This is a genomic window from Halomicronema sp. CCY15110 (assembly GCF_016888165.1).
Taxonomy (GTDB): Bacteria; Cyanobacteriota; Cyanobacteriia; order Phormidesmidales; family Phormidesmidaceae; genus Halomicronema.
In genome coordinates this window covers 21,019-39,428 of sequence record NZ_JACSWC010000401.1, presented here as the reverse complement: position 1 = coordinate 39,428, position 18,410 = coordinate 21,019, and the positions used below count along the sequence as shown (strand labels likewise).

The 18,410-nt window shown below is 54.5% G+C and carries 16 protein-coding genes; 10 read left to right on the top strand and 6 right to left on the bottom strand.

Translation table 11 applies throughout. The features are described from left to right. Positions 1–477: 477 nt before the first annotated feature. The 3 genes from proX to JUK32_RS20835 all read right to left on the bottom strand — a co-directional run bounded on the left by proX (position 478) and on the right by JUK32_RS20835 (position 4,001). Positions 478–1,575 carry a glycine betaine/L-proline ABC transporter substrate-binding protein ProX gene (gene proX / locus JUK32_RS20845; protein ID WP_204140795.1) on the bottom strand — a complete coding sequence of 366 codons (1,098 nt, stop codon included), beginning with the start codon at positions 1,573–1,575 and terminating at the stop codon, positions 478–480. Positions 1,576–1,689: 114 nt separating this feature from the next. Beyond that, positions 1,690–2,652, bottom strand: a complete 963-nt coding sequence (locus tag JUK32_RS20840) for a proline/glycine betaine ABC transporter permease (RefSeq protein WP_204140794.1) — start codon at positions 2,650–2,652, stop codon at positions 1,690–1,692. 110 nt (positions 2,653–2,762) lie between these two features. Next, positions 2,763–4,001, bottom strand: coding sequence for a glycine betaine/L-proline ABC transporter ATP-binding protein (locus tag JUK32_RS20835; RefSeq protein WP_204140793.1), 1,239 nt, complete (start codon positions 3,999–4,001; stop codon positions 2,763–2,765). A gap of 158 nt (positions 4,002–4,159) precedes the next feature. Between JUK32_RS20835 and JUK32_RS20830 the strand changes: the two genes are divergently transcribed. From JUK32_RS20830 to JUK32_RS20815, 4 genes are all read left to right on the top strand, one after another. Next, positions 4,160–4,483 carry a hypothetical protein gene (locus JUK32_RS20830; RefSeq protein WP_204140792.1) on the top strand — a complete coding sequence of 108 codons (324 nt, stop codon included), beginning with the start codon at positions 4,160–4,162 and terminating at the stop codon, positions 4,481–4,483. Between the two features lie 362 nt (positions 4,484–4,845). Further along, the gene (locus JUK32_RS20825; RefSeq protein ID WP_204140791.1) at positions 4,846–5,058 is read left to right on the top strand and encodes a DUF4089 domain-containing protein; all 213 of its coding nucleotides are present in this window, start codon (positions 4,846–4,848) and stop codon (positions 5,056–5,058) included. Positions 5,059–5,123: 65 nt separating this feature from the next. Next, entirely contained in the window at positions 5,124–6,527 is a 1,404-nt protein-coding gene (locus tag JUK32_RS20820; RefSeq protein WP_204140790.1) for an AtzE family amidohydrolase, read from the top strand. Between the two features lie 271 nt (positions 6,528–6,798). Next, a complete protein-coding gene (locus JUK32_RS20815; protein WP_204140789.1) occupies positions 6,799–7,359 on the top strand; it encodes a Tfp pilus assembly protein FimT/FimU in 561 nt (186 codons plus the stop codon). Between the two features lie 25 nt (positions 7,360–7,384). Here the strand turns inward: JUK32_RS20815 and JUK32_RS20810 are convergent, their stop codons facing one another. Next, positions 7,385–8,338, bottom strand: coding sequence for a Sll0314/Alr1548 family TPR repeat-containing protein (locus tag JUK32_RS20810; RefSeq protein WP_204140788.1), 954 nt, complete (start codon positions 8,336–8,338; stop codon positions 7,385–7,387). Between the two features lie 393 nt (positions 8,339–8,731). Between JUK32_RS20810 and JUK32_RS20805 the strand changes: the two genes are divergently transcribed. From JUK32_RS20805 to JUK32_RS20795, 3 genes are all read left to right on the top strand, one after another. Beyond that, positions 8,732–9,388: an ABC transporter ATP-binding protein gene (locus tag JUK32_RS20805; RefSeq protein WP_204140787.1), complete on the top strand. Its 657-nt coding sequence runs from the start codon at positions 8,732–8,734 to the stop codon at positions 9,386–9,388. Between the two features lie 171 nt (positions 9,389–9,559). Next, entirely contained in the window at positions 9,560–10,315 is a 756-nt protein-coding gene (rsmG, locus tag JUK32_RS20800; protein ID WP_204140786.1) for a 16S rRNA (guanine(527)-N(7))-methyltransferase RsmG, read from the top strand. A 302-nt stretch (positions 10,316–10,617) separates the two neighbouring features. Next, positions 10,618–11,010 carry a hypothetical protein gene (locus JUK32_RS20795; protein ID WP_204140785.1) on the top strand — a complete coding sequence of 131 codons (393 nt, stop codon included), beginning with the start codon at positions 10,618–10,620 and terminating at the stop codon, positions 11,008–11,010. Between the two features lie 372 nt (positions 11,011–11,382). On the opposite strand, the gene JUK32_RS20790 is transcribed toward JUK32_RS20795, so the two are convergent. Further along, positions 11,383–12,150, bottom strand: a complete 768-nt coding sequence (locus JUK32_RS20790; RefSeq protein ID WP_204140784.1) for an SDR family NAD(P)-dependent oxidoreductase — start codon at positions 12,148–12,150, stop codon at positions 11,383–11,385. A gap of 414 nt (positions 12,151–12,564) precedes the next feature. On the opposite strand from JUK32_RS20790, the gene JUK32_RS20785 reads away from it, so the two are divergent. The 3 genes from JUK32_RS20785 (at position 12,565) to JUK32_RS20775 (ending at position 15,974) form a co-directional block, all read left to right on the top strand. Continuing rightward, a complete protein-coding gene (locus tag JUK32_RS20785) occupies positions 12,565–13,545 on the top strand; it encodes a cytochrome c oxidase subunit II (protein ID WP_204140783.1) in 981 nt (326 codons plus the stop codon). 67 nt (positions 13,546–13,612) lie between these two features. Then, complete coding sequence (ctaD, locus tag JUK32_RS20780) at positions 13,613–15,250, top strand: cytochrome c oxidase subunit I (protein WP_204140782.1); 1,638 nt, start codon at positions 13,613–13,615, stop codon at positions 15,248–15,250. Between the two features lie 112 nt (positions 15,251–15,362). Further along, positions 15,363–15,974, top strand: a complete 612-nt coding sequence (locus JUK32_RS20775; protein ID WP_204140781.1) for a heme-copper oxidase subunit III — start codon at positions 15,363–15,365, stop codon at positions 15,972–15,974. A gap of 150 nt (positions 15,975–16,124) precedes the next feature. Here the strand turns inward: JUK32_RS20775 and JUK32_RS20770 are convergent, their stop codons facing one another. Beyond that, the gene (locus JUK32_RS20770) at positions 16,125–18,365 is read right to left on the bottom strand and encodes a tyrosine-protein kinase domain-containing protein (protein WP_204140780.1); all 2,241 of its coding nucleotides are present in this window, start codon (positions 18,363–18,365) and stop codon (positions 16,125–16,127) included. Positions 18,366–18,410 lie beyond the last annotated feature (45 nt).

Sequence of the window (18,410 nt, the reverse complement as noted above, 5' to 3'; positions counted from 1 at the left end):
TTCAGGCTGAGCCTGTCGTTCACGCAGTGGCTCCCTCCAGGAGCAAGCCCTAAATCTTAGTCTTGACGCTGCACTAGTCGGCATTGATGACCAAACGTGTGCTCAATGCATTTGTAGACCGTTATGGCCCGTGGTCAACCGATCAGGCATTTAGCCCGCAGCACTGATCATTTGTCCGGTATGGAGCAGTTGGTAAGCATGAGTGGGTTTAGCCAGGGGCTCCAGGCTAGCGACGATGAGCAGTAATACAACACAGATTCGGTTCATTTTGGGGGCTTAACAATGGGGCTAGTTAAAACCACCTCAGTGACCGTCCGAATTGCGCCAGCAGTTGTGTGTTTGTGACGACCCCGGCCTTTGATTTGGATCACAAAATGTTGCAGTCAATGGTCAGAATCGCCTTTTGAATGACACAAGCCCGCCAGGATCAATCATCCTGGCGGGCTTGCGAGACTGGCTGGCTAAGGCGATGCAGAATTACTGCGCAGCTAGCGCTTCTTCCATCCAACCGTCGAATTGTTCCTGGTTGTCAGCAACCCAGGCTTCGGCGTGGGCGCGAATTTGTTCCGGCGTATCTTCGCCGTCCTGCATTAACTGGTTTTGGGCGCTCACGTCATCAATTGGCACCTCAATCAGTTCAAAGAACTTGGCTGCCGCCGGATTCGCATCCACAAATTCCTGGTTTGCCAGGATGACCTGTTGGTCAACCGCGAAGCCCAAATTTTTGCCTTCGGCACTGGTGCCCTCTTCGGTCACCTGCGCCTGCGCCTCGGGCAGACTGGTGTACGGCACCTCTAGCCAGGTCACATCTTCACCCTCGGTCAGCACCCCACTCACCCAAAGGGGAGTCCAGGTGTAGAACAGGATGGGCTCGCCCTGCTCATAGCGGGTAATGGTGTCGGCAATCAGGGCAAAGTACTGCCCCTGTTCGTGCTGCACCGTATCCCGCAGACCGTATTCATCGAGCTGATGTTCAATCACCAGTTCGCAGCCCCAGCCAGGATTGCAGCCGGTGAGGTTGGCTTTGCCGTCGCCGTCGGTGTCAAAGAGGGCGGCAATTTCGGGATCTTGCAGTTGCTCTAGCGAGGTAATGCCGTATTCCTCGGCGGTTGCCGTATCAATTTTGTAACCTTGCAGCACATTGGCAATGTAGGTGCCAGTGCGTTCGAGGGCATCGTCACCGCCACTGTTGACGAAAAACTCTTCGTGCAAGGTCTCCCAATGGGCCGCCGTGTAGGTGATGCCGCCGTTGGCTGTATCGACGTGCAGGGTGGCGTATTCCAGCTCTTTGGGAGAGTCGATGGTATATCCCATCTGCTCTAGACCGATGTTGACAATCTCGGTCTGAAATAGTTCTTCTAAAACGGCATAGCCGGGAACAACGCTCGTCCCTTCGCCGGGCATGTCACCAGCGGCAGCGGTTTCTTCGGTGGTTTCGCCTTCAGTGCCGGTATCGGTAGCCTGATCGCCCGAGCCACAAGCGGTGACGCCAGCGATCGCTAGCGCACAGGCCGTAGTCACACCAATGCGTTTAGCGGAGACAGAAATAGACGAATTGCGGAAATTAAAAACCATAGTATCCAGTAAAGTTCAACAAATTCAATTGCCAACAAATTCAATTGACAATGAAGTAAAAGCACTCCAGCCGGTCACTCAGTGATGAAGACTGGAGTGGATGCTAGCGGTCGCTTATGGCGTCGCGGTGGGTACCCGACGCCGCTTGCCGAGAGTCGTGCGAATGGCCCCCACCGGGCCACGGTCTTGCCAAGAGAGGCCATCTTTGGGCGGTTTGCCGATGGCCTGGGTCAGTCGATCAAGCACGATCGCCATGATAACGATGCCTAATCCGCCCACGGCGGCTAGGCCCACGTCTAAGCGACCAATCCCTCGGTTGACCATTTGGCCCAGCCCTTCCACTGCAATCAGCGAGGCGATCACCACCATCGACAGGGCTAACATAATGGACTGGTTGACCCCGGCCAAAATGGTCGGCATCGCCAAGGGCATTTGAATTTCCCACAGCATTTGCCTCGGGGTCGAGCCAAAAGACTGAGCGGCTTCGATCGTTTCTTCCGAGACTTGGCGAATCCCGATATTCGTCAGACGAATCAGCGGCGGCACGGCAAAAATGAAGGTCACAATGACCCCGGGCACTTTGCCGGTGCCAAACAGCATGACGACGGGCACCAGATACACAAAAGCTGGGAGCGTTTGCATGGCGTCGAGGACGGGACGAATGCTGGCCTCGACGCGATCGCTACGGGCGGCCGCAATCCCCAACGGTAAGCCCACTAAGGCACAAAGCACGACGGCAGTGATGACCAACGAGAGGGTGGTCATGGTCTCTGGCCAAGCCCCAATTAGCCCGACGAAAATCATCGCCAGCACGCTAAAGATCGCTAAGCCGCGACTGGCAAACTGCCAAGCAAAGAGCCCCAGGGCACCCAGAAAAACCAAGGGCGGCACCGCTTGCAGAAATGCCTCAATCCCATTGAGGGCTTGGCTGATGGGCACTCGAACCAGCTGGAAGAACCAGCGGAAATTGGTCACCACCCAATCCACGATGGTGGAAATCCAGTCGCCTAAGGGAATGATTTCGGTCGATTGGTTGAGAAACAACCAGTTAAAAAAGTCTGGAATTGCAGTGTCCATGAGTTCAAGAGAAAAACAATTTAGACCTGATAGCTGCCATACCGCTAACGGAGCGCAGAACTGCAATCAGGCAACCTAGGCGAATTCGCCTAAGCACAAAAGGGTGTGCGCTAAACGGCGATGCGATCGACCGGGGCAGCACTGTCGGCTTCTTCATTCCGGCTCAGGCGACCAATGCTAGCGAGGATGTCTGATTGCTCGACCACGCCCTTAAACTTGCCTTTGCGATTCACGACGGCGATGGGCGCACCCGTTTGCGCCAAGTGGAAGATTTCTTCCAGGCTGGTGGAGGCTTCGACGGTGGGGAAATCTCGGCGCATGACCGCTTCCACGTCTTCGACGCCGCTATCAACGGCACTTTCCAGATCTTTTCGCATGAGCACACCGACGGGCTGACCTTGACGATCAACCACGTGCATCCGGCGGTGATCGTGAGTCTGCATGTCTTGCAGGGCAGCGCGGGCCGATCCCTGTCCCAAAATAAAGGGCATCGTTTGCCGCACAATTGAGCCAGTTTTTAAGACCTGAGCGCGGTTCACGTCTTGGGTAAAGGCGGCAATGTAATCATCTACGGGGTTGGTGATGATTTCTTCGGGAGTGCCGACCTGGACGAGATAGCCGTCCTTCATGATGGCGACGCGATCGCCAATCTTCAGGGCTTCTTGAATGTCGTGGCTAATGAACACAATGGTGCGATGCAATTCTGTTTGCAAACGCATGAGTTCATCCTGCATCCCTCGACGAATCAGGGGGTCGAGCGCACTAAAAGCTTCATCCATCAGCAAGATAGGCGCATCGGTGGCGAGGGCACGGGCTAATCCGACTCGCTGCTGCATCCCGCCGCTGAGAGCACTGGGGGCATAATTGGCCCATTGATGCAAACCCACAATCGCCAAAGTCTCCAGCGCTTTTTGACGCCGTTCTTCTGGATCGATGCCGCGCATCTTGAGACCATATTCGGTGTTTTCTAAAACTGACTTATGGGGAAACAGCCCAAACCGCTGAAACACCATGGAAAGCTTGGTTCGGCGCACCTCTCGCAGCCGCTTCAGGTCGACTTTGGCGACATCTTCATCGTCAATATAAACATGACCGCTGGTGGGCTCAATCAGGCGATTAAGACAGCGCACGAGGGTGGATTTACCGGAGCCTGAGAGCCCCATGATGACGAATAATTCGCCTTCACCGATGGAAAGCGTCACATCGGCAACCCCGAGCACGTTGCCCGTCGCCTGCAAAATTTCATCCCGATTGCCCCCCTCTCGAAACAGTTTCAGAGCATGCTCGGGATTTTTGCCGTAAATTTTAACCAGATTTTCTATCTGGATTTTAGGCTGTGAACTTGACATTGCTAACTCCTATGAAGTCGAGCAGTCGGCTAGTTCACTCAAACAGAGCGAAAAACCTACCTCCTCTTGAGAACCCCAAGTTCTCTGGGTTTGTAACTACACACAGGGTACCGAATTATGGTCACGCAAGGAAGCTGCGATCGCGTGATCGCAAATATTTGAAAGTCGCTTCCGTGTTGGAGTCGCTAGGTTTCAGTCATTCACTGGGCCTTTCTAATCCTGTTGAGATCAAAGAATTTCTGGGATTAGTTAAATTAGTTGAAGATGCCCTTAATGTTCCCTTGGATATTGCTTTCAAGGATTCAAGTTCATGCGATCGCGGATCTTCAGTACTCTCTGGTCAACGTTTCTGGTCATCCGATATCGTCCCGTTTTCCTGCCAACCCTGGGCTGGGCATTCAAACCAAATGCTGCACTGCCCGTTCAATTTTGATGAGGGTAGCGTGGTGGAGAAGATTGGGAAAATGTATCCAAATGATTGATTCTGGAGACGGCTTTCAGAAGGAGAAAAATTAAATTTCTCCGACACAAAAAATGTAAAGCATCGTTAAGTTGACCTAGATTTCGGCAGTGGCTGAAACGAGAAATCCTCTATGTGTAAGGTTGACGAATGGCGATTAATCTGGTTTGCAAGGCGATAGAATGAATGCTCTGTCGCGATCGCTGTTGCTATCGAGAAATATCTCAGTGATACCTGGTGTCCGGGGCTGATGGATGAGATGCTAGCCTTTAACTCTGTGATGAATTTCTTGATTTTGAGAGTGGCCTAGGCTATCTAGTTCATTAGCATGGCGATTGTCCGACTCGTGAGTAATTAACCCGTGATTGATGCCAGAGGCGGAGTATGACTACCCCCCATGAAACTGTTAGTGAACTCAGTCGGGCGGAAGTTCAGACTTATGTGGAGCAGACTGCTAAGCTATTGGGTCTCTCGTTACCTGCCGAAGTCGAGCCACAGGTGGTGGAAAATTTTGTCCGTTTGATAGCGATCGCGCGGCCCGTACTGGAGTTGGAGTTGCCCGATACCATCGAACCGGCCACTACGTTCGAGCCTTGACCGGACTGGTTGCGGCGCTGGCTGGTCTCAGATAATTCTTCTCTCAAGGGATGGCAGATTTGGCGATGGCTTCTTTAACTGATGCAACGGCGATCGCAGCGGCGGTTCACCAGGGTGACATCCAGGTTCAGGCCCTGATTGAGGCCACCTTGCATGATATTAATGAACGCGATCGGGCCTTGAACTGCTTCACCTCAACCGTCGCTGAGCGCGCCATCAAACGGTCCCAAGCGATCGATCAGGCGAGGCAAGCCGGACAGCCCCTTGGGCCATTGGCGGGGGTGCCCTTTGCGGTCAAAAATCTGTTTGACGTGGCTGGGGAAGTGACTTTGGCGGGAGCCAAAATCAATCGCCAAAATCCCCCTGCCACTCAGGATGCCACCGCGATCGCCCGTTTAGAACAAGCCGGGGCGATTCTGGTGGGGGCGCTGAACATGGATGAGTACGCCTATGGCTTTGTCACCGTCAATCATCATTACGGAGCCACGCCCAATCCCCATGCGCCCCAGCGGGTGGCGGGCGGCTCGTCGGGTGGATCAGCCGCTGCGGTGGCCGCGCAGTTAGTGCCTCTCACGCTGGGGTCAGATACCAATGGTTCCATTCGCGTCCCGGCGGGCCTATGCGGGGTTTATGGCCTCAAGCCGACCTATGGCAGACTTTCCCGCGCGGGGGCGGCGCTGTTTTCGGCCAGCTTGGATCACATTGGCCCGTTCGCGCGATCGGTGCGCGATGTTGCCCTCAGCTTTGATGTGATGCAGGGCGCGGATCCGCGGGATCCCGTCTGCACGGAAAAAGCACCTACGCCGACCTTGCCGACGTTAGCGCAAGGCATTGATGACCTGAAAATTGCCCTGTTGGGCGATCACTTTGAACGGGGGATGCAGCCGGAAATTGCCTCGGCGGTGGATAGCGTCGCAACGGCATTAGGCATTTCGCAAAAGGTGGTGTTACCAGAAGCGGCGCGGGCACGGGCCGCCGCGTATCTGATTACCGCGAGTGAGGGGAGTCAGCTGCATTTGTCCCGACTGCAAACCCGACTGATGGAGTTTGACCCGGCGACCCGCGATCGCTTCGTAGCTGGAGCCCTGATACCCCAGAGCTGGTATTTACAGGCCCAACGTCTACGCCGCTGGTTTCGTGACCAGGTGCGAGCGGTGTTTGAGCAGGTGGATATTTTGATTGCGCCCACCACGCCCTGCGTCGCGCCCTTGATCACTCAGGAAACGATGATGATTGAAGGGCGATCGGTGCTGGTGCGTCCCCATTTGGGACTGTATACCCAGCCGTTGTCATTTATTGGCCTGCCGGTGTTATCGGTGCCCGTGGCGCAAGCGGGGTCGTTGCCGGTGGGCGTCCAAATTATTGCCGCCCCTTACCAAGAAGCCAAAGTTTTGCGGATCGCTCAGTGGCTCGAAGCCCAGGGCATCGTGGCTCCAGCGGCCTATAAAAATCGGGCGATCGCTGATTAAGTTGGGCCGCGCTGCTGGTTAACGGCATCCGTCCCTCGCCTATCGGTGCCTAGCCGACACCTGGATCGTCCGGCCCAGCCGCCTCAGACGGCCAGGATGGTGATCAAACCAGAACGCTGAAACCCTTTGCAAGATTAGCGTTGGGGGAGGTCGGTCAAGGAGTTCATGGTGAATGCCGCCACCTTAATCTGGTGACTCTAACGGGCTCCCATTGACGATCAGCTATCGGCGGATTTGGGCACTCTGAAAGGACAATCAGGGTGCAGGAAAAATGAGAATTGAGCGTTGCTTCAACCGGGCCAAGCAGCAATTTCTGGTGCGATCGCCCACGGGCTTGACCATCATTGAAGCGCTCGTCGTGACTGTGATTATTGGCATTTTGGCGGCGATCGCGACCCCCTCATGGCTGCAATACAAGGCCAACCAAGAAGTAAAAACGAGCCGCGACAACCTACGACAGGCCATTCTGCAAGCCCAGAGCAATGCCATTGCCCACCGCGAATCCTGGCAATTTAGCCTGCGTCAGGTGGATGATCACTTGGAGTGGGCGATTCATCCCCAAAGCGTTGACTGGCAGGATGCTGGCGGCTGGGAGGCCCTCAGCTCCAATATCACGCTTAACGATGCGGATACGACCCTGCGATCGCGGGAAGGCACTCACTACGTTCGCTTTGGCTTTCAAGGGGAAGTGGAGTGTTGCCTCAGCACCGTCACCCTCGACAGCAAAAACGGGGCGGCTAAAAACCGATGCGTGATCATTTCGACCTTGATTGGGGCCACCCGCAAAGGTGAAGAACACGCGGTGCCCAATGGCGATCGCTACTGCTACTAAGCCCCAACCCAGCAATCACAGCACCTTAAACGCCGTATTCTGTTTCCACCTGTTGCCGACAAGTGTCGCGATCGACGCCGGTGATATGGCAACGCTCAAAGGCCAGTTGTCGCAGGGTAGGGTCTGGCAACTGTTCGGCGTAGGCAAGCGCCTGGTCAAAGTATTCAATGCTTTCGGGAATGCGGTCTAAGCGGCGTAAAATTTGCGCCTTTAAGTAAAGCAAGTCAGGATTCTCAGGGGCTGCTTCAATGGCCACGTCAATGGCTTGCAGGGCTTCGGCATCGCGGCTGAGGTCACGATAGCCCAAGGCAATACCGCGATACGACACATAAGTGGGATAGCCGTAATCTTGTAACCGCGCGATCGCCCGCTCGGGGTTCGCAAAGGGCAAATTCACCGCGAGCAACAGATCCATATAGCCCTTAATCAAGCTCAGTTCCGGATCAGTGGCGTTAACTGCTTCGGCGGCATCCATGCGATCAAATACCGTCTGCAACATGCCTAATGCCTTAGGGGTGCCTTGGGCAATGCCCTCAGTTTGTAAAATATGCGCCCCTTCCAAAAAGGTGCCTACGGCCTCGTACAGATTACTGCGCAAGGGATCCGTGCTCGACAATTGCATCGCAGTTTGCTCCGTCAGCTTGGCTTTACCGTACAAGCCATCCCAGTCAGCATCGAGGTAGGCGAACGCTGCGCCCAAAGCGTGAAACAGCGGATCATTTGTCGCCTCGGGGTCAGCATTGGCTAGCGCCTCGCGGGCCACCACATAGTCTCCATCGCGGAACATCGCGTAAAAAATCTGTTCGCTGGTGTCGCTGATGCTCGCCGCTGGTGACTGCGTTCGAAAGGGATCGCCCGCCCACCCCGGTTGCATCAATGGCAATAGCGCCAGCGCCACGCCTAAAATCACGCCGAAGAGTCGCCGTAGGAAGGTGGCCCGGCCCCAACGATGTCCAAAAACAGAGACTAGATGTGCCATAGGTCGTGTGGAGTTTAAGAGATAAAGGGTGAACGATGTGCGACAGATGCAGACAAAAATTAGGGAGATACTTTCACCGATCGCCTACGAACTAGCCAGTTGGCGCTGACTATCATCGCATTCACGGTGTGGGACAAGGCGTCATTATCTGTGACCGTATCCGAGCCTCATCCATTCATCAATAGCTTTCTCCATTTATCAATACAGGAGAAACTAGCCAACTCTGAAATCATATTGTATTGACGGATACGATGCTTCAATTGACGCCGTTGCGGATGAAGAGTTCCTGCCCGCAGGTGGCGATCGCCCACCGCAAGAAATATCGGCGATCGCCCCATCAATCGAGTCAAATCCGGGTAACTTAGGAACAGCCCACCCTGCCGACGAGATGGCATGCTCAATCTTTGTGATCTGTCATATCACCCTGCTTCGACCCCAAAACCCATTCTGCAAAGCCTCAATTTGCAGCTCGGTCCGCAACAGCTCGGCCTCGTCATTGGCCCCAGCGGCTCGGGCAAAACGACCCTGCTAGAAATCTTGGCGGGCTTGGCTTATCCCACTGCTGGTGAAGTCCGTTGGCGCGACCAAGTTTTGACGCCAGAAGCCTTACAGCAGCTAGCCGGACTCGTATTCCAATTTCCCGAGCGACATTTTTGTGGCCACAACGTGTTGGAAGAATTGCGCCTCGGGCATCCCGAATTGTCGAAAAGTCACATGGTGACCACCCTGGAATCGGTTGGCCTGGGCCATCTTGCCTTCACTGCCGAACCCCATGCGCTCAGCGGTGGGCAGCAGCGTCGCTTGGCCTTGGCGGTGCAGTTAATCAGACAGCCTTATTTGCTGCTATTAGACGAACCGACCGCCGGCTTGGATTGGTCGATGCGGCGTCAACTGATCACGCTCCTGAAAAATCTCAAAAAAGATTGGAGTCTCCTGATCGTCACCCATGATGCGGCGGAACTCATTGAACTCGCTGATTGTGCCTGGAAGCTGGATCATGGCGTATTGACCCCCTACGCGCTGCCTGCCGCCGCTGAGCTGACCGCCTGAACCATTATTTTGCCAAAGCCCGATTGCCGTCGCCTATGCGGCAATCGGTTCCGGTGACAGCATCTGCGTGTGAACTCAAAGTAGAAGCTGAGCGCTGCCCAAGCGAGTTTACAGCGCACTCATGGGCTGCAATACTGCTTCTTCGCCCCTTTTGTTTAGGCCATCCGCCCCATGTCTTCTTTGCCCGACTTTGCACCATCCTGGCAAGCCACGCTGCATTGGCAACCGACTCCTGCCCAACAGGCACTATTTCAGCAGCTATTTGAGGGCATTTTGCAGGGCAACCAACAGATGAATCTGACCCGCCTTACCGAACCGACTGAGTTTTGGGAAAAGCATCTTTGGGATTCTCTGAGTGGCTTAGCTCCTTGGTTATCGACTGCCGATCAGCCAGCTTGGCTCCCGGCGGACACGGCTCTACGAGCGATCGACATTGGCACTGGCGCGGGGATACCGGGACTGCCCGCCGCGATCGCGTTTCCGGAGTGGCAGGTCACCCTCCTTGACTCCACCCAAAAAAAGGTGCGGTTTTTAGTCGAGTTGGCGGCAACTATGGCGCTGCCGCAGGTGCGGGCGATCGCTGATCGCGCTGAATTTCTCGCCCACCAGCTCAGTCACCGCGAGCTTTACGATGTGGTGATGCTGCGAGCCGTGGGCTCAGCCGCCACCTGCGCTGAATACGCCCTGCCGCTGCTCAAGCTCAACGGTATTGCCATTTTGTATCGTGGCCAATGGAGCGAAGCCGAAGCGCAGCAATTAGACCGGGTGGCGGCCCAACTGGGGGGGGAGTTGGTAGCCGTTCAACCGTGGCAAACCCCCATCACGCAAGGTAGTCGCCACTGCGTTTACTTGCAGAAACAGCGTCCAACGCCAGACGAGTTTCCTCGGGCGGCAGGCATTCCCGCCAAAACGCCGCTCGTCGGCTAAGTTGCCGCCGCCCTCGCCAACCCGACCCATAAACCACACGAGTGTCCGCCAGGTGACGATGAGGCGCGATCGTCGCTAGTCGCAGGCCCCCTTGAGGCTGAAGTTGTAGGGACTGGCGGCACTCATCAGATCATCCTTTGCCCCAAGTCAGCTTTTCTGAACTTAATAATCTTTTATGCGCTGCATTGAATATGAGTCTGATATTGTATTTATGTAAATATTTAAGAAGTTGGTGGCTTTGCATTGAGATTTGTCTGGTCTCAGGTTTGTGCAAGGCACGCCCGGTTATGGAGTAGTCACTCATGCTTGATGACACCCGCGTTGAGGCTTCGTCCGCTTCTGTGCCTGGTGGCGTAATGCGGTGGCCGAGAATTTGGCAACGCTTTTCGGTGCCGTTATTGCTGGTATTGGGCATTGTGGTTTTCTGTGCCGCTGTGGGTGTGGACTCCTTGCAGCAGGCAGTGGCCGCCGATATGGTCGTTGACGCGATCGCCTCCACCAATCCTTCCTCTCTCAAGGCAGTCTCGCCAGTGGCGGCCAGCGATCGCTCAGATCGAGCAGTTGATTACACTGGCACGTATCTAGAATTCAACACGGAGACCGCGCAACGCTTGCAGCATAGCGATCTGCTCGGCCCGCAGCTCACTCGGAGTCGCCTCACCAGGGCACACTTATTCCCAACTCCGACCCGTTAGTGCAGTCAGAAGCGGTATCCAAAAAGAAAAAGCCCGGCCATCTTAGTGGCTGGGCTTTTGGGTGTGCTGTCTGTTTGCTAAGAGAAACGACAGGAAGTCTGACCGTTGACTAGACGTAGTACCCTGCCGCCGGGCCGACTGTCCCCATAAAGATTCTCAATGCATTAGATAATCTCAGGCTGCCCACTTGCTTTTGAGGACTAACGTCATATTGCTGGCGTTTGATGACATTCATCCGGTCTGCGGCAGCACCCAATTCATTGCCAATTTGTCGCCTCCCAAAATACGGGACTACCGTCTGAACAGGGCCACCCTGCTATCCTGCGACCCAGCCACTATCCTCAATCGGGAGATGATTTTCCCGCTGCTTCCTTACCAGGGCAACCGACTGCCATCCCACGAGAAGAACGCGCCATTGTCGGTTTCGGTCACATTGTCGATGATGCTCAATAGTTGGGTGACCGTCCGCTCAACGGAGAACAATTTGCCTGGTGGAACGTTGCGCTGAAAGGGCTCAGACAATCGCGTGTCGGTGGTGCCAGGGTGCAAAGCCAAGATTACAGTGTGCGGATTTTTGCGACTGTATTCGATCGCTGCGGTCTTTAGAAACATATTTAGTGCGGCTTTGGAGGCCCGATAGCCATACCAGCCGCCCAGGCGATTATCTTCAATGCTGCCGATTTTGGCGGAGAGGTTGGCAAACACCGTGCGGCCCTCCTGCCGCAACAGCGATTGCAAATGCTTCGCTAACAAAATGGCGGGCACGCTATTGATTTGAAAATATTGCATGAGCTTGTCGGCATCAATCTGCCGTAGGCTCTTTTCGGGCTGCAATCCGCCTTGATGCAAGACTCCGACGCAGTTCACCACCAGATCTAAGCCGGCCGCTTGAGCCTGGATCTGGGCCGCCAGTTGGGCGACTTCGCCTTCCTCGGTCGCCTCTAACGCTAGGCAGTGCAGCTTGGGATGGTCTTGCAAGGCCAGCAAATCGGCTGCCGTGGCGGGCTGACGATAGGTGGCAAACACATGCTGAAAGCGATCGTCGGTCAGCAAATGCCGGACGAAGCCTAAACCAATGCCCTGGCTAGCGCCAACGATTAGAGCATTTCCCTGTTGCCAAGCTTGTGTCAATGCGTTCACCTATGTGTGTAACGTTTCCTTCACACTATGGTGACTGATGGCGGCGGTCTGCGCCAAGTTAGCCCCCTCACCCTGTTTTGTGGAGCGTTATAGGGGACGCGACAGGCCCAAACGGAGCCAGCGTGGAGGGAATGCTGCCTGGATTGGGCGGGCGATCGCGGCGGTTACTGTCAAAGAGAACCGTTCCCTGGCGAGATTATTTACACGGCAAAGGAGGGCGTTATGGAGAATTCTTTTAGAGACAGGGTGTATTGCGTTATGTAACGCTTTTTTGTGCTTGTTTTCTCTTACGTAAAGCAAATCAAAAGTTTACCCCCGGGATCAGACCTTGCTGCTTAGGATGATTGCCAGTGGTTATTGCAATACGGTAATGATCAGCATTTATGAACACACCTCCCATTGGGAGCGATCGCTATGAAACAAATTCCCGCTCCTTTGTTAACGCTGACGATCGGGGTGGCAGTGACCCTGGTCAGCCTCTGGGTGGGCTTTAACCATGGTTTACTGCCAGAGCAAGCTTCGGCCCAGTCCGTCTTGGTCGATGACTTTTTTGATGTCATGGTCGTGATCGGCACGGCACTCTTTCTGGTGGTCGAAGGGGCCATTGTGTATTGCACGATCGCCTTTCGGCGGCGGGAAGGCGATGACACCGACGGCCTGCCCATTGAAGGTAATTTGCCCCTTGAAGCGTTCTGGACCGCGATTCCTGCCATTATCGTGATTGGCTTGGGCATTTACAGCGTGCAGGTTTTTCAGGATATGGGGGGCTTTACGCCCGGTGACCGGATGCCTGACCACGGCACCATGATCGCCCAGTCGCCCGATGCCTCATTGTCAGGCCTAGTGCCGGCAGGCGCGGAACCGGAGTTATTGGCGAAGTCAGTGTATGGCTTCGGCGCGCCCCTCGAAAAAGAAGGCATCGCCGCCGATCTGGAGGTCAATGTCTCCGGTATGCAATACGCCTGGATCTTCACTTACCCCGATAGTGGCATTGTGGACGGCGAACTGCATGTGCCGGTGAATGCCGATGTTCAACTCAATATTTCTGCCCAAGACGTGATCCATTCGTTTTGGGTACCGCAATTTCGCCTCAAGCAGGATGCAATTCCCGGTAAGGATACTGAGTTGCGGTTTGTCGCGATCAAGCCGGGCACTTACCCCGTGGTCTGTGCGGAGCTCTGTGGTGGCTATCATGGCGCGATGCGGACTCAGGTGATCGTCCATTCGCCTTCGGAGTATCAAAATTGGGTGCAATCGCGCATTGCTCAGGCCGAACCAACGACCGCTGAGGCGATCGCAACCAATCCTGCTGACCTGACGGATACCGAATATCTCGCCCCCTATGCTGCTGAGATTGATTTCGATGCTCAGCTGCTGGCCCATTTGGCCCATTAAGCTTTGCTTGTCTTGGCTCTTTCTGCTCTCTTAAGTTTTTTATCTCTCTGCTCTCTCAAATTCCTCTATGGCACAAGCGAATATTACCAGCGACATGGTGGGGCAATCGTTTCCCCACCCAGACGAGTGGAAGTGGTACCACTACTTCACGTTTAATATCGACCACAAGGTCATTGGTATTCAGTACCTGGTCACGGCCTTCTTTTTCTACCTAGTCGGTGGGGTGATGGCGCTAGTCATGCGTTCAGAATTGGCAACGCCCAGTGCTGATTTGGTCGATCCCAACTTCTACAACGCCATGTTGACCAACCATGGCACGATCATGATCTTCTTCTGGATTGTGCCAGCGGCGATCGGCGGCTTTGGCAACTATCTAGTGCCGCTGATGATTGGCGCACGCGACATGGCCTTCCCGAAGCTCAACGCTCTGGCCTTTTGGATTACGGTGCCAGCGGGCCTCATGATCATTGGCAGTCTCTTCTTTGGGGGAGCCCAAGCGGGGTGGACGTCGTATCCGCCGTTGAGCCGCATCACGGCTAACACCGCTCAATCTATGTGGATTTTGGCGATTATCCTGGTCGGCACCTCTTCCATCATGGGGGCGGTGAATTTCCTCGTCACCATTTGGAAGATGCGCGTTCCCAGTCTGAAGTGGGATCAACTGCCGCTGTTTTGCTGGGCGATGGTAGCAACCTCAATTCTGGCGCTGTTCTCGACGCCGGTACTCGCCGCTGGTTTGACTTTGCTGCTGTTTGACATCAATTTTGGCACGTCCTTTTTTGACCCGGACAAGGGGGGCGATGTCGTCATGTACCAGCATTTGTTCTGGTTTTACTCGCACCCAGCGGTGTACCTCATGATTTTGCCGATTTTCGGCATCATGTCGGAGGTGATTCCCGTCCACGCGCGGAAGCCGATTTTTGGCTATAAGGCGATCGCTTACTCATCCCTGGCTATTTGCCTGGTGGGTCTCTTCGTTTGGGTACACCACATGTTTACCAGCGGTACCCCGCCGTGGATGCGGATGTTTTTCACGGTGTCTACGCTGATTGTGTCCGTCCCGACCGGGGTCAAAATCTTCAGTTGGGTCGCCACGCTGTGGGGCGGCAAGATCCGTCTGAACAGTGCGATGCTGTTTGCGATCGGGCTGCTAGCCATGTTTGTGCTGGGTGGTTTGAGCGGCGTGACTTTGGGCACCGCCCCCGTCGATATTCACGTTCACGACACTTACTACGTCGTCGCCCACTTTCACTACGTACTGTTTGGCGGTTCGGTCTTTGGTCTTTATGCCGGGCTTTATCACTGGTTTCCCAAGATGACGGGCCGCATGATGAACGAGCCCCTGGGCAAGCTGCATTTTGTGATGACGTTTATTGGTACTAACCTGACGTTTTTGCCGATGCACGAGTTGGGGCTGAAGGGGATGCCGCGTCGGGTGGCAATGTACGACCCACAGTTCCAATACATCAATATCATTTGTACCATCGGCGCATTCTTGCTAGGACTTTCGGTGCTGCCGTTCATCATCAATGCCGTTTGGAGCTGGCGCAACGGCCCCAAAGCTTCAGGTAACCCTTGGAATGCGAAGACTTTGGAATGGACGACGGCGTCGCCTCCCATCATTGAGAACTGGAATGTGCTTCCCGTTGTGACCGAAGGGCCGTACGAGTATGGCCACGACCCAGCCGAAGTTTCGTCCTCGTGATCCTGAGGGGAGCTGAGTCAGGCCATAACTCGATTCAGCCCTCCCATTTTCCTGTCACTTTTGGCGGCGATCGCCCTCACTTTCTCTGCAATTCCTTATCGGTTTTTGAACTATGCAAGGCGCAATTGACTCCACTCCAGATACCATCGCTGTTGAGGAATTTCAGCCTTCCGAACATCACGATTTTCGGGTATTGGGGCTGATTACCTTCCTCTGTTCCGAATTTCTAATGTTCGCGGGCTTTTTTGTCCTGTTCCTTGTGTTTCGCGCCGAGGCTGCTGCTTGGCCCCCCGAAGAAACCGAAGTTGAGCTACTGCTTCCTGCTATCAACACCGTCATTCTGGTTGCTAGCAGCTTTGTCATCCACCTTGGCGATACAGCGGTTAAGCAAGGCGATGTTAAAGGGCTACGCAAGTGGTACATCTTGACCGTCGCCATGGGCGCGACTTTTCTCGTGGGCCAAGTCTATGAGTACTTAACGCTGGGCTATGGCCTCACGACGAACCTGTTTAGCAACTGCTTTTATCTGCTGACTGGCTTTCACGGGTTGCATGTGTTCATTGGCTTGTTGCTCATGCTGGGGGTGCTGTGGCGATCGCGGCGCGAAGGCCACTATGGTACCGAGCATCACACTGGCGTCGAAATGGCCGAAATTTACTGGCACTTCGTTGACGTCGTGTGGATCATCCTGTTTTCCCTAATTTACCTACTGACGCTCATTTAGCGTCCATTGTCGCTAAGTAGCAAAAACCGGAAGCTTCAAGTTTCCGGTTTTTGTCGTTTAAAATTTCAGCACACTACAACGGAGACGGTTCCCTCAACCTTTGTCTGACTGTATCGGGCAACTCGACAGGGAACCGTCCCCTAGCCATGGTTAAAACTCGATGGGAGTACGACGGCGTGGAGGAGATTTCTCCGCTGGTGGCGGGGCGACACCGTTCATATCGATATCGTCTTCATTCTCAGTGACGAGGGTATCGTCGCGCATTTGTGCCGCTTTCATCGGAATGTCAGCTGCATTAATTACGCCACCCAGGACACGAATATCTTCTTTCTCTTCCAGCTGCTCCAATAGCTCTTTGATGATGGGCTTCTTCGTCACCCCTGGACGGGTCACTAAAATCAGACCGTCGGTTTTGGGCTCCAGGATGACCACATCATTGCTGCTAGTAAAGTGAGGAGCATCTAAAATGACAAAATCAAAACGAGCTTGGGCATCCTGCAAGAACCGTCGCATTTCGCCGGAGTCCAAAATCGTGGCTGGGCTACGCTGTGGGCCAACCCCCGGAGCAATGGAGAGGTTTGCTACTTGGGGCACCATCCTGATCGGATCAGAAAAGCGACCACTGTAATACTGCAACGGTTCGGTCAAGGCCTGGTCGTCGGGCTGGATGCCAAATCGCATGGACTGCGACGGATTTCTAAAATCCATTTCAATAATTAAGGTACGACGACCCGTGCGAGCGGCGGCAATCCCCAAGTTGTAAGCGGTTGTAGTCTTACCTTCATGGAAAACAGGACTGGTGACCAACACGGTTTTGGGGACGCGACCGTCATTGATCTCAGCGCCCGAAAGTTGCAGGTTGCTGCGCATTCGTTCGTAAATTTCAGAGCAGGGATGGTTTATGTCGATGATGAGGAGCGACTCACCGAGCTCAGGCTTTAACTCGGGCACCACCCCCAGCAACGGGATCTCTTGATCTTTGAAGAGTTTGTCGAGGTCTTCGAAAATGCGGATTTTGGGATCGAGCATATCCAGTAAAAAGACTAAACCACCGCCGAGCCCGAGCCCCACAGCGCCACCCAAGATCAGCACCAAAATCGGTGACATCGTTTCTATGGGAATCGCTTCTGTTGAGGGTGGGCTCGCCACTGACAGGCTGCTGACCGTTTCCGCCTCGGCCGCTTGGGCATCAATGCGTTTGGCCTGCACTTGGTCATACAGGGCCTTTTTGAGGGCGACTTGCTGAGCGAGGCGATCGCGTTCTAGCTGCTTGTTGGGTAAGCGGGTGTAGGCTTCTCGCAGTTGTTGCTCCGACTGGGCCAGTACCTGCTGCTGGGTAATTAAGGAGTCGCGTTGGGTCTTGAGGCTAACCAGTTGATTGGCGAGGGCGGCTCTGGCGGGGTCAAGATTGCTATTTTGTCGCACCACGTCAGCGCTGGGAAGGGCTGCCAGCCCACCACCGCCGCCAATGACCTCAGCGGCCCGTTCTTGCAAAAGTTGGTTATAGCCGTTGAGGTCGTTGCGCAGCTCCATCATCGTGGGATGGGCCTCGCGCAACTCGCGCGACAAGGTTCTGATCTGTGACTCAGTTTGATAAATCTGGGCCCGTAGGTTTTGCAAAATAGGGTCGGCACTCAGCGCTGATGACGCATAAGCGGCTTCGGGCGACAGCCCTAGTTGCGCCTGCAAGCTCTGCATCTGAGCCTCTAGCCCCGCAATCGTAATCAGGTTTTGTCGCCGCTGTTGTTGGCTGCGGGAAATTTCGGACAGCAAACTACCGTCTAACGAGGCTTGAATGGCTGGCCCCTCTATGCGATCGTACGCTTCCAAGGTTTGCTCGGCTTCGCGCAGTTCTGCCTCAATGGCCGGTAGGCGTTCATCCAATGCAGAAACAATCGTTCCCAACCGGGCGCGGTTGGTGACGCGGCTGAGTTCCACCATGCCTTGAAAAAGCACGGATAAAACCGCTTCTGCTTCTTCGGGATTGGTTGACTGGTAGGTAACATTCACGCTTTGTAAAATGTTGCCGCCGCCTTCATCGCCACCGCCAGTATTGATTTTTATATTCGTACGATTGCGAATTTGTCGAGGCGTAATCTCTAAGCCGCCATTGTTGAGCTGTTCGGCGACCCGAGCTAGTAAGATATCTGCCAGCAAAAAGTCTTCCGTAATAATGCCCTGGCCTTGTTGCTGGAGTTCCACCCCAGTGGCGGTAAACGAAACGACGGGAGAATTTTGTACAAGTACGCCGGTTGTCTGGTATTCCTCTTCTGGGGGAGGCTGCATGGCCAAAATTGTGGATAAGCCCAAGCCGCCGAGAAATGTGGCGATCGGTACCCATTTATAGCGCTTGAGGGCTAAGCCATATTTTTTGAGCAGGGGCATGACCATGGCAGCAGGCAATCAATAAACAGTTCAGAGAGTCGTTATTCGTCG

Coding starts and splice junctions, on each gene's coding strand:
- proX (WP_204140795.1), bottom strand. CDS start 1,575: ATGGTTTTTAATTTCCGCAATTCGTCTATTTCTGTCTCCGCTAAACGC.
- JUK32_RS20840 (WP_204140794.1), bottom strand. CDS start 2,652: ATGGACACTGCAATTCCAGACTTTTTTAACTGGTTGTTTCTCAACCAA.
- JUK32_RS20835 (WP_204140793.1), bottom strand. CDS start 4,001: ATGTCAAGTTCACAGCCTAAAATCCAGATAGAAAATCTGGTTAAAATT.
- JUK32_RS20825 (WP_204140791.1), top strand. CDS start 4,846: ATGACTACCCCCCATGAAACTGTTAGTGAACTCAGTCGGGCGGAAGTT.
- JUK32_RS20820 (WP_204140790.1), top strand. CDS start 5,124: ATGGCTTCTTTAACTGATGCAACGGCGATCGCAGCGGCGGTTCACCAG.
- JUK32_RS20815 (WP_204140789.1), top strand. CDS start 6,799: ATGAGAATTGAGCGTTGCTTCAACCGGGCCAAGCAGCAATTTCTGGTG.
- JUK32_RS20810 (WP_204140788.1), bottom strand. CDS start 8,338: ATGGCACATCTAGTCTCTGTTTTTGGACATCGTTGGGGCCGGGCCACC.
- JUK32_RS20805 (WP_204140787.1), top strand. CDS start 8,732: ATGCTCAATCTTTGTGATCTGTCATATCACCCTGCTTCGACCCCAAAA.
- rsmG (WP_204140786.1), top strand. CDS start 9,560: ATGTCTTCTTTGCCCGACTTTGCACCATCCTGGCAAGCCACGCTGCAT.
- JUK32_RS20795 (WP_204140785.1), top strand. CDS start 10,618: ATGCTTGATGACACCCGCGTTGAGGCTTCGTCCGCTTCTGTGCCTGGT.
- JUK32_RS20785 (WP_204140783.1), top strand. CDS start 12,565: ATGAAACAAATTCCCGCTCCTTTGTTAACGCTGACGATCGGGGTGGCA.
- ctaD (WP_204140782.1), top strand. CDS start 13,613: ATGGCACAAGCGAATATTACCAGCGACATGGTGGGGCAATCGTTTCCC.
- JUK32_RS20775 (WP_204140781.1), top strand. CDS start 15,363: ATGCAAGGCGCAATTGACTCCACTCCAGATACCATCGCTGTTGAGGAA.
- JUK32_RS20770 (WP_204140780.1), bottom strand. CDS start 18,365: ATGGTCATGCCCCTGCTCAAAAAATATGGCTTAGCCCTCAAGCGCTAT.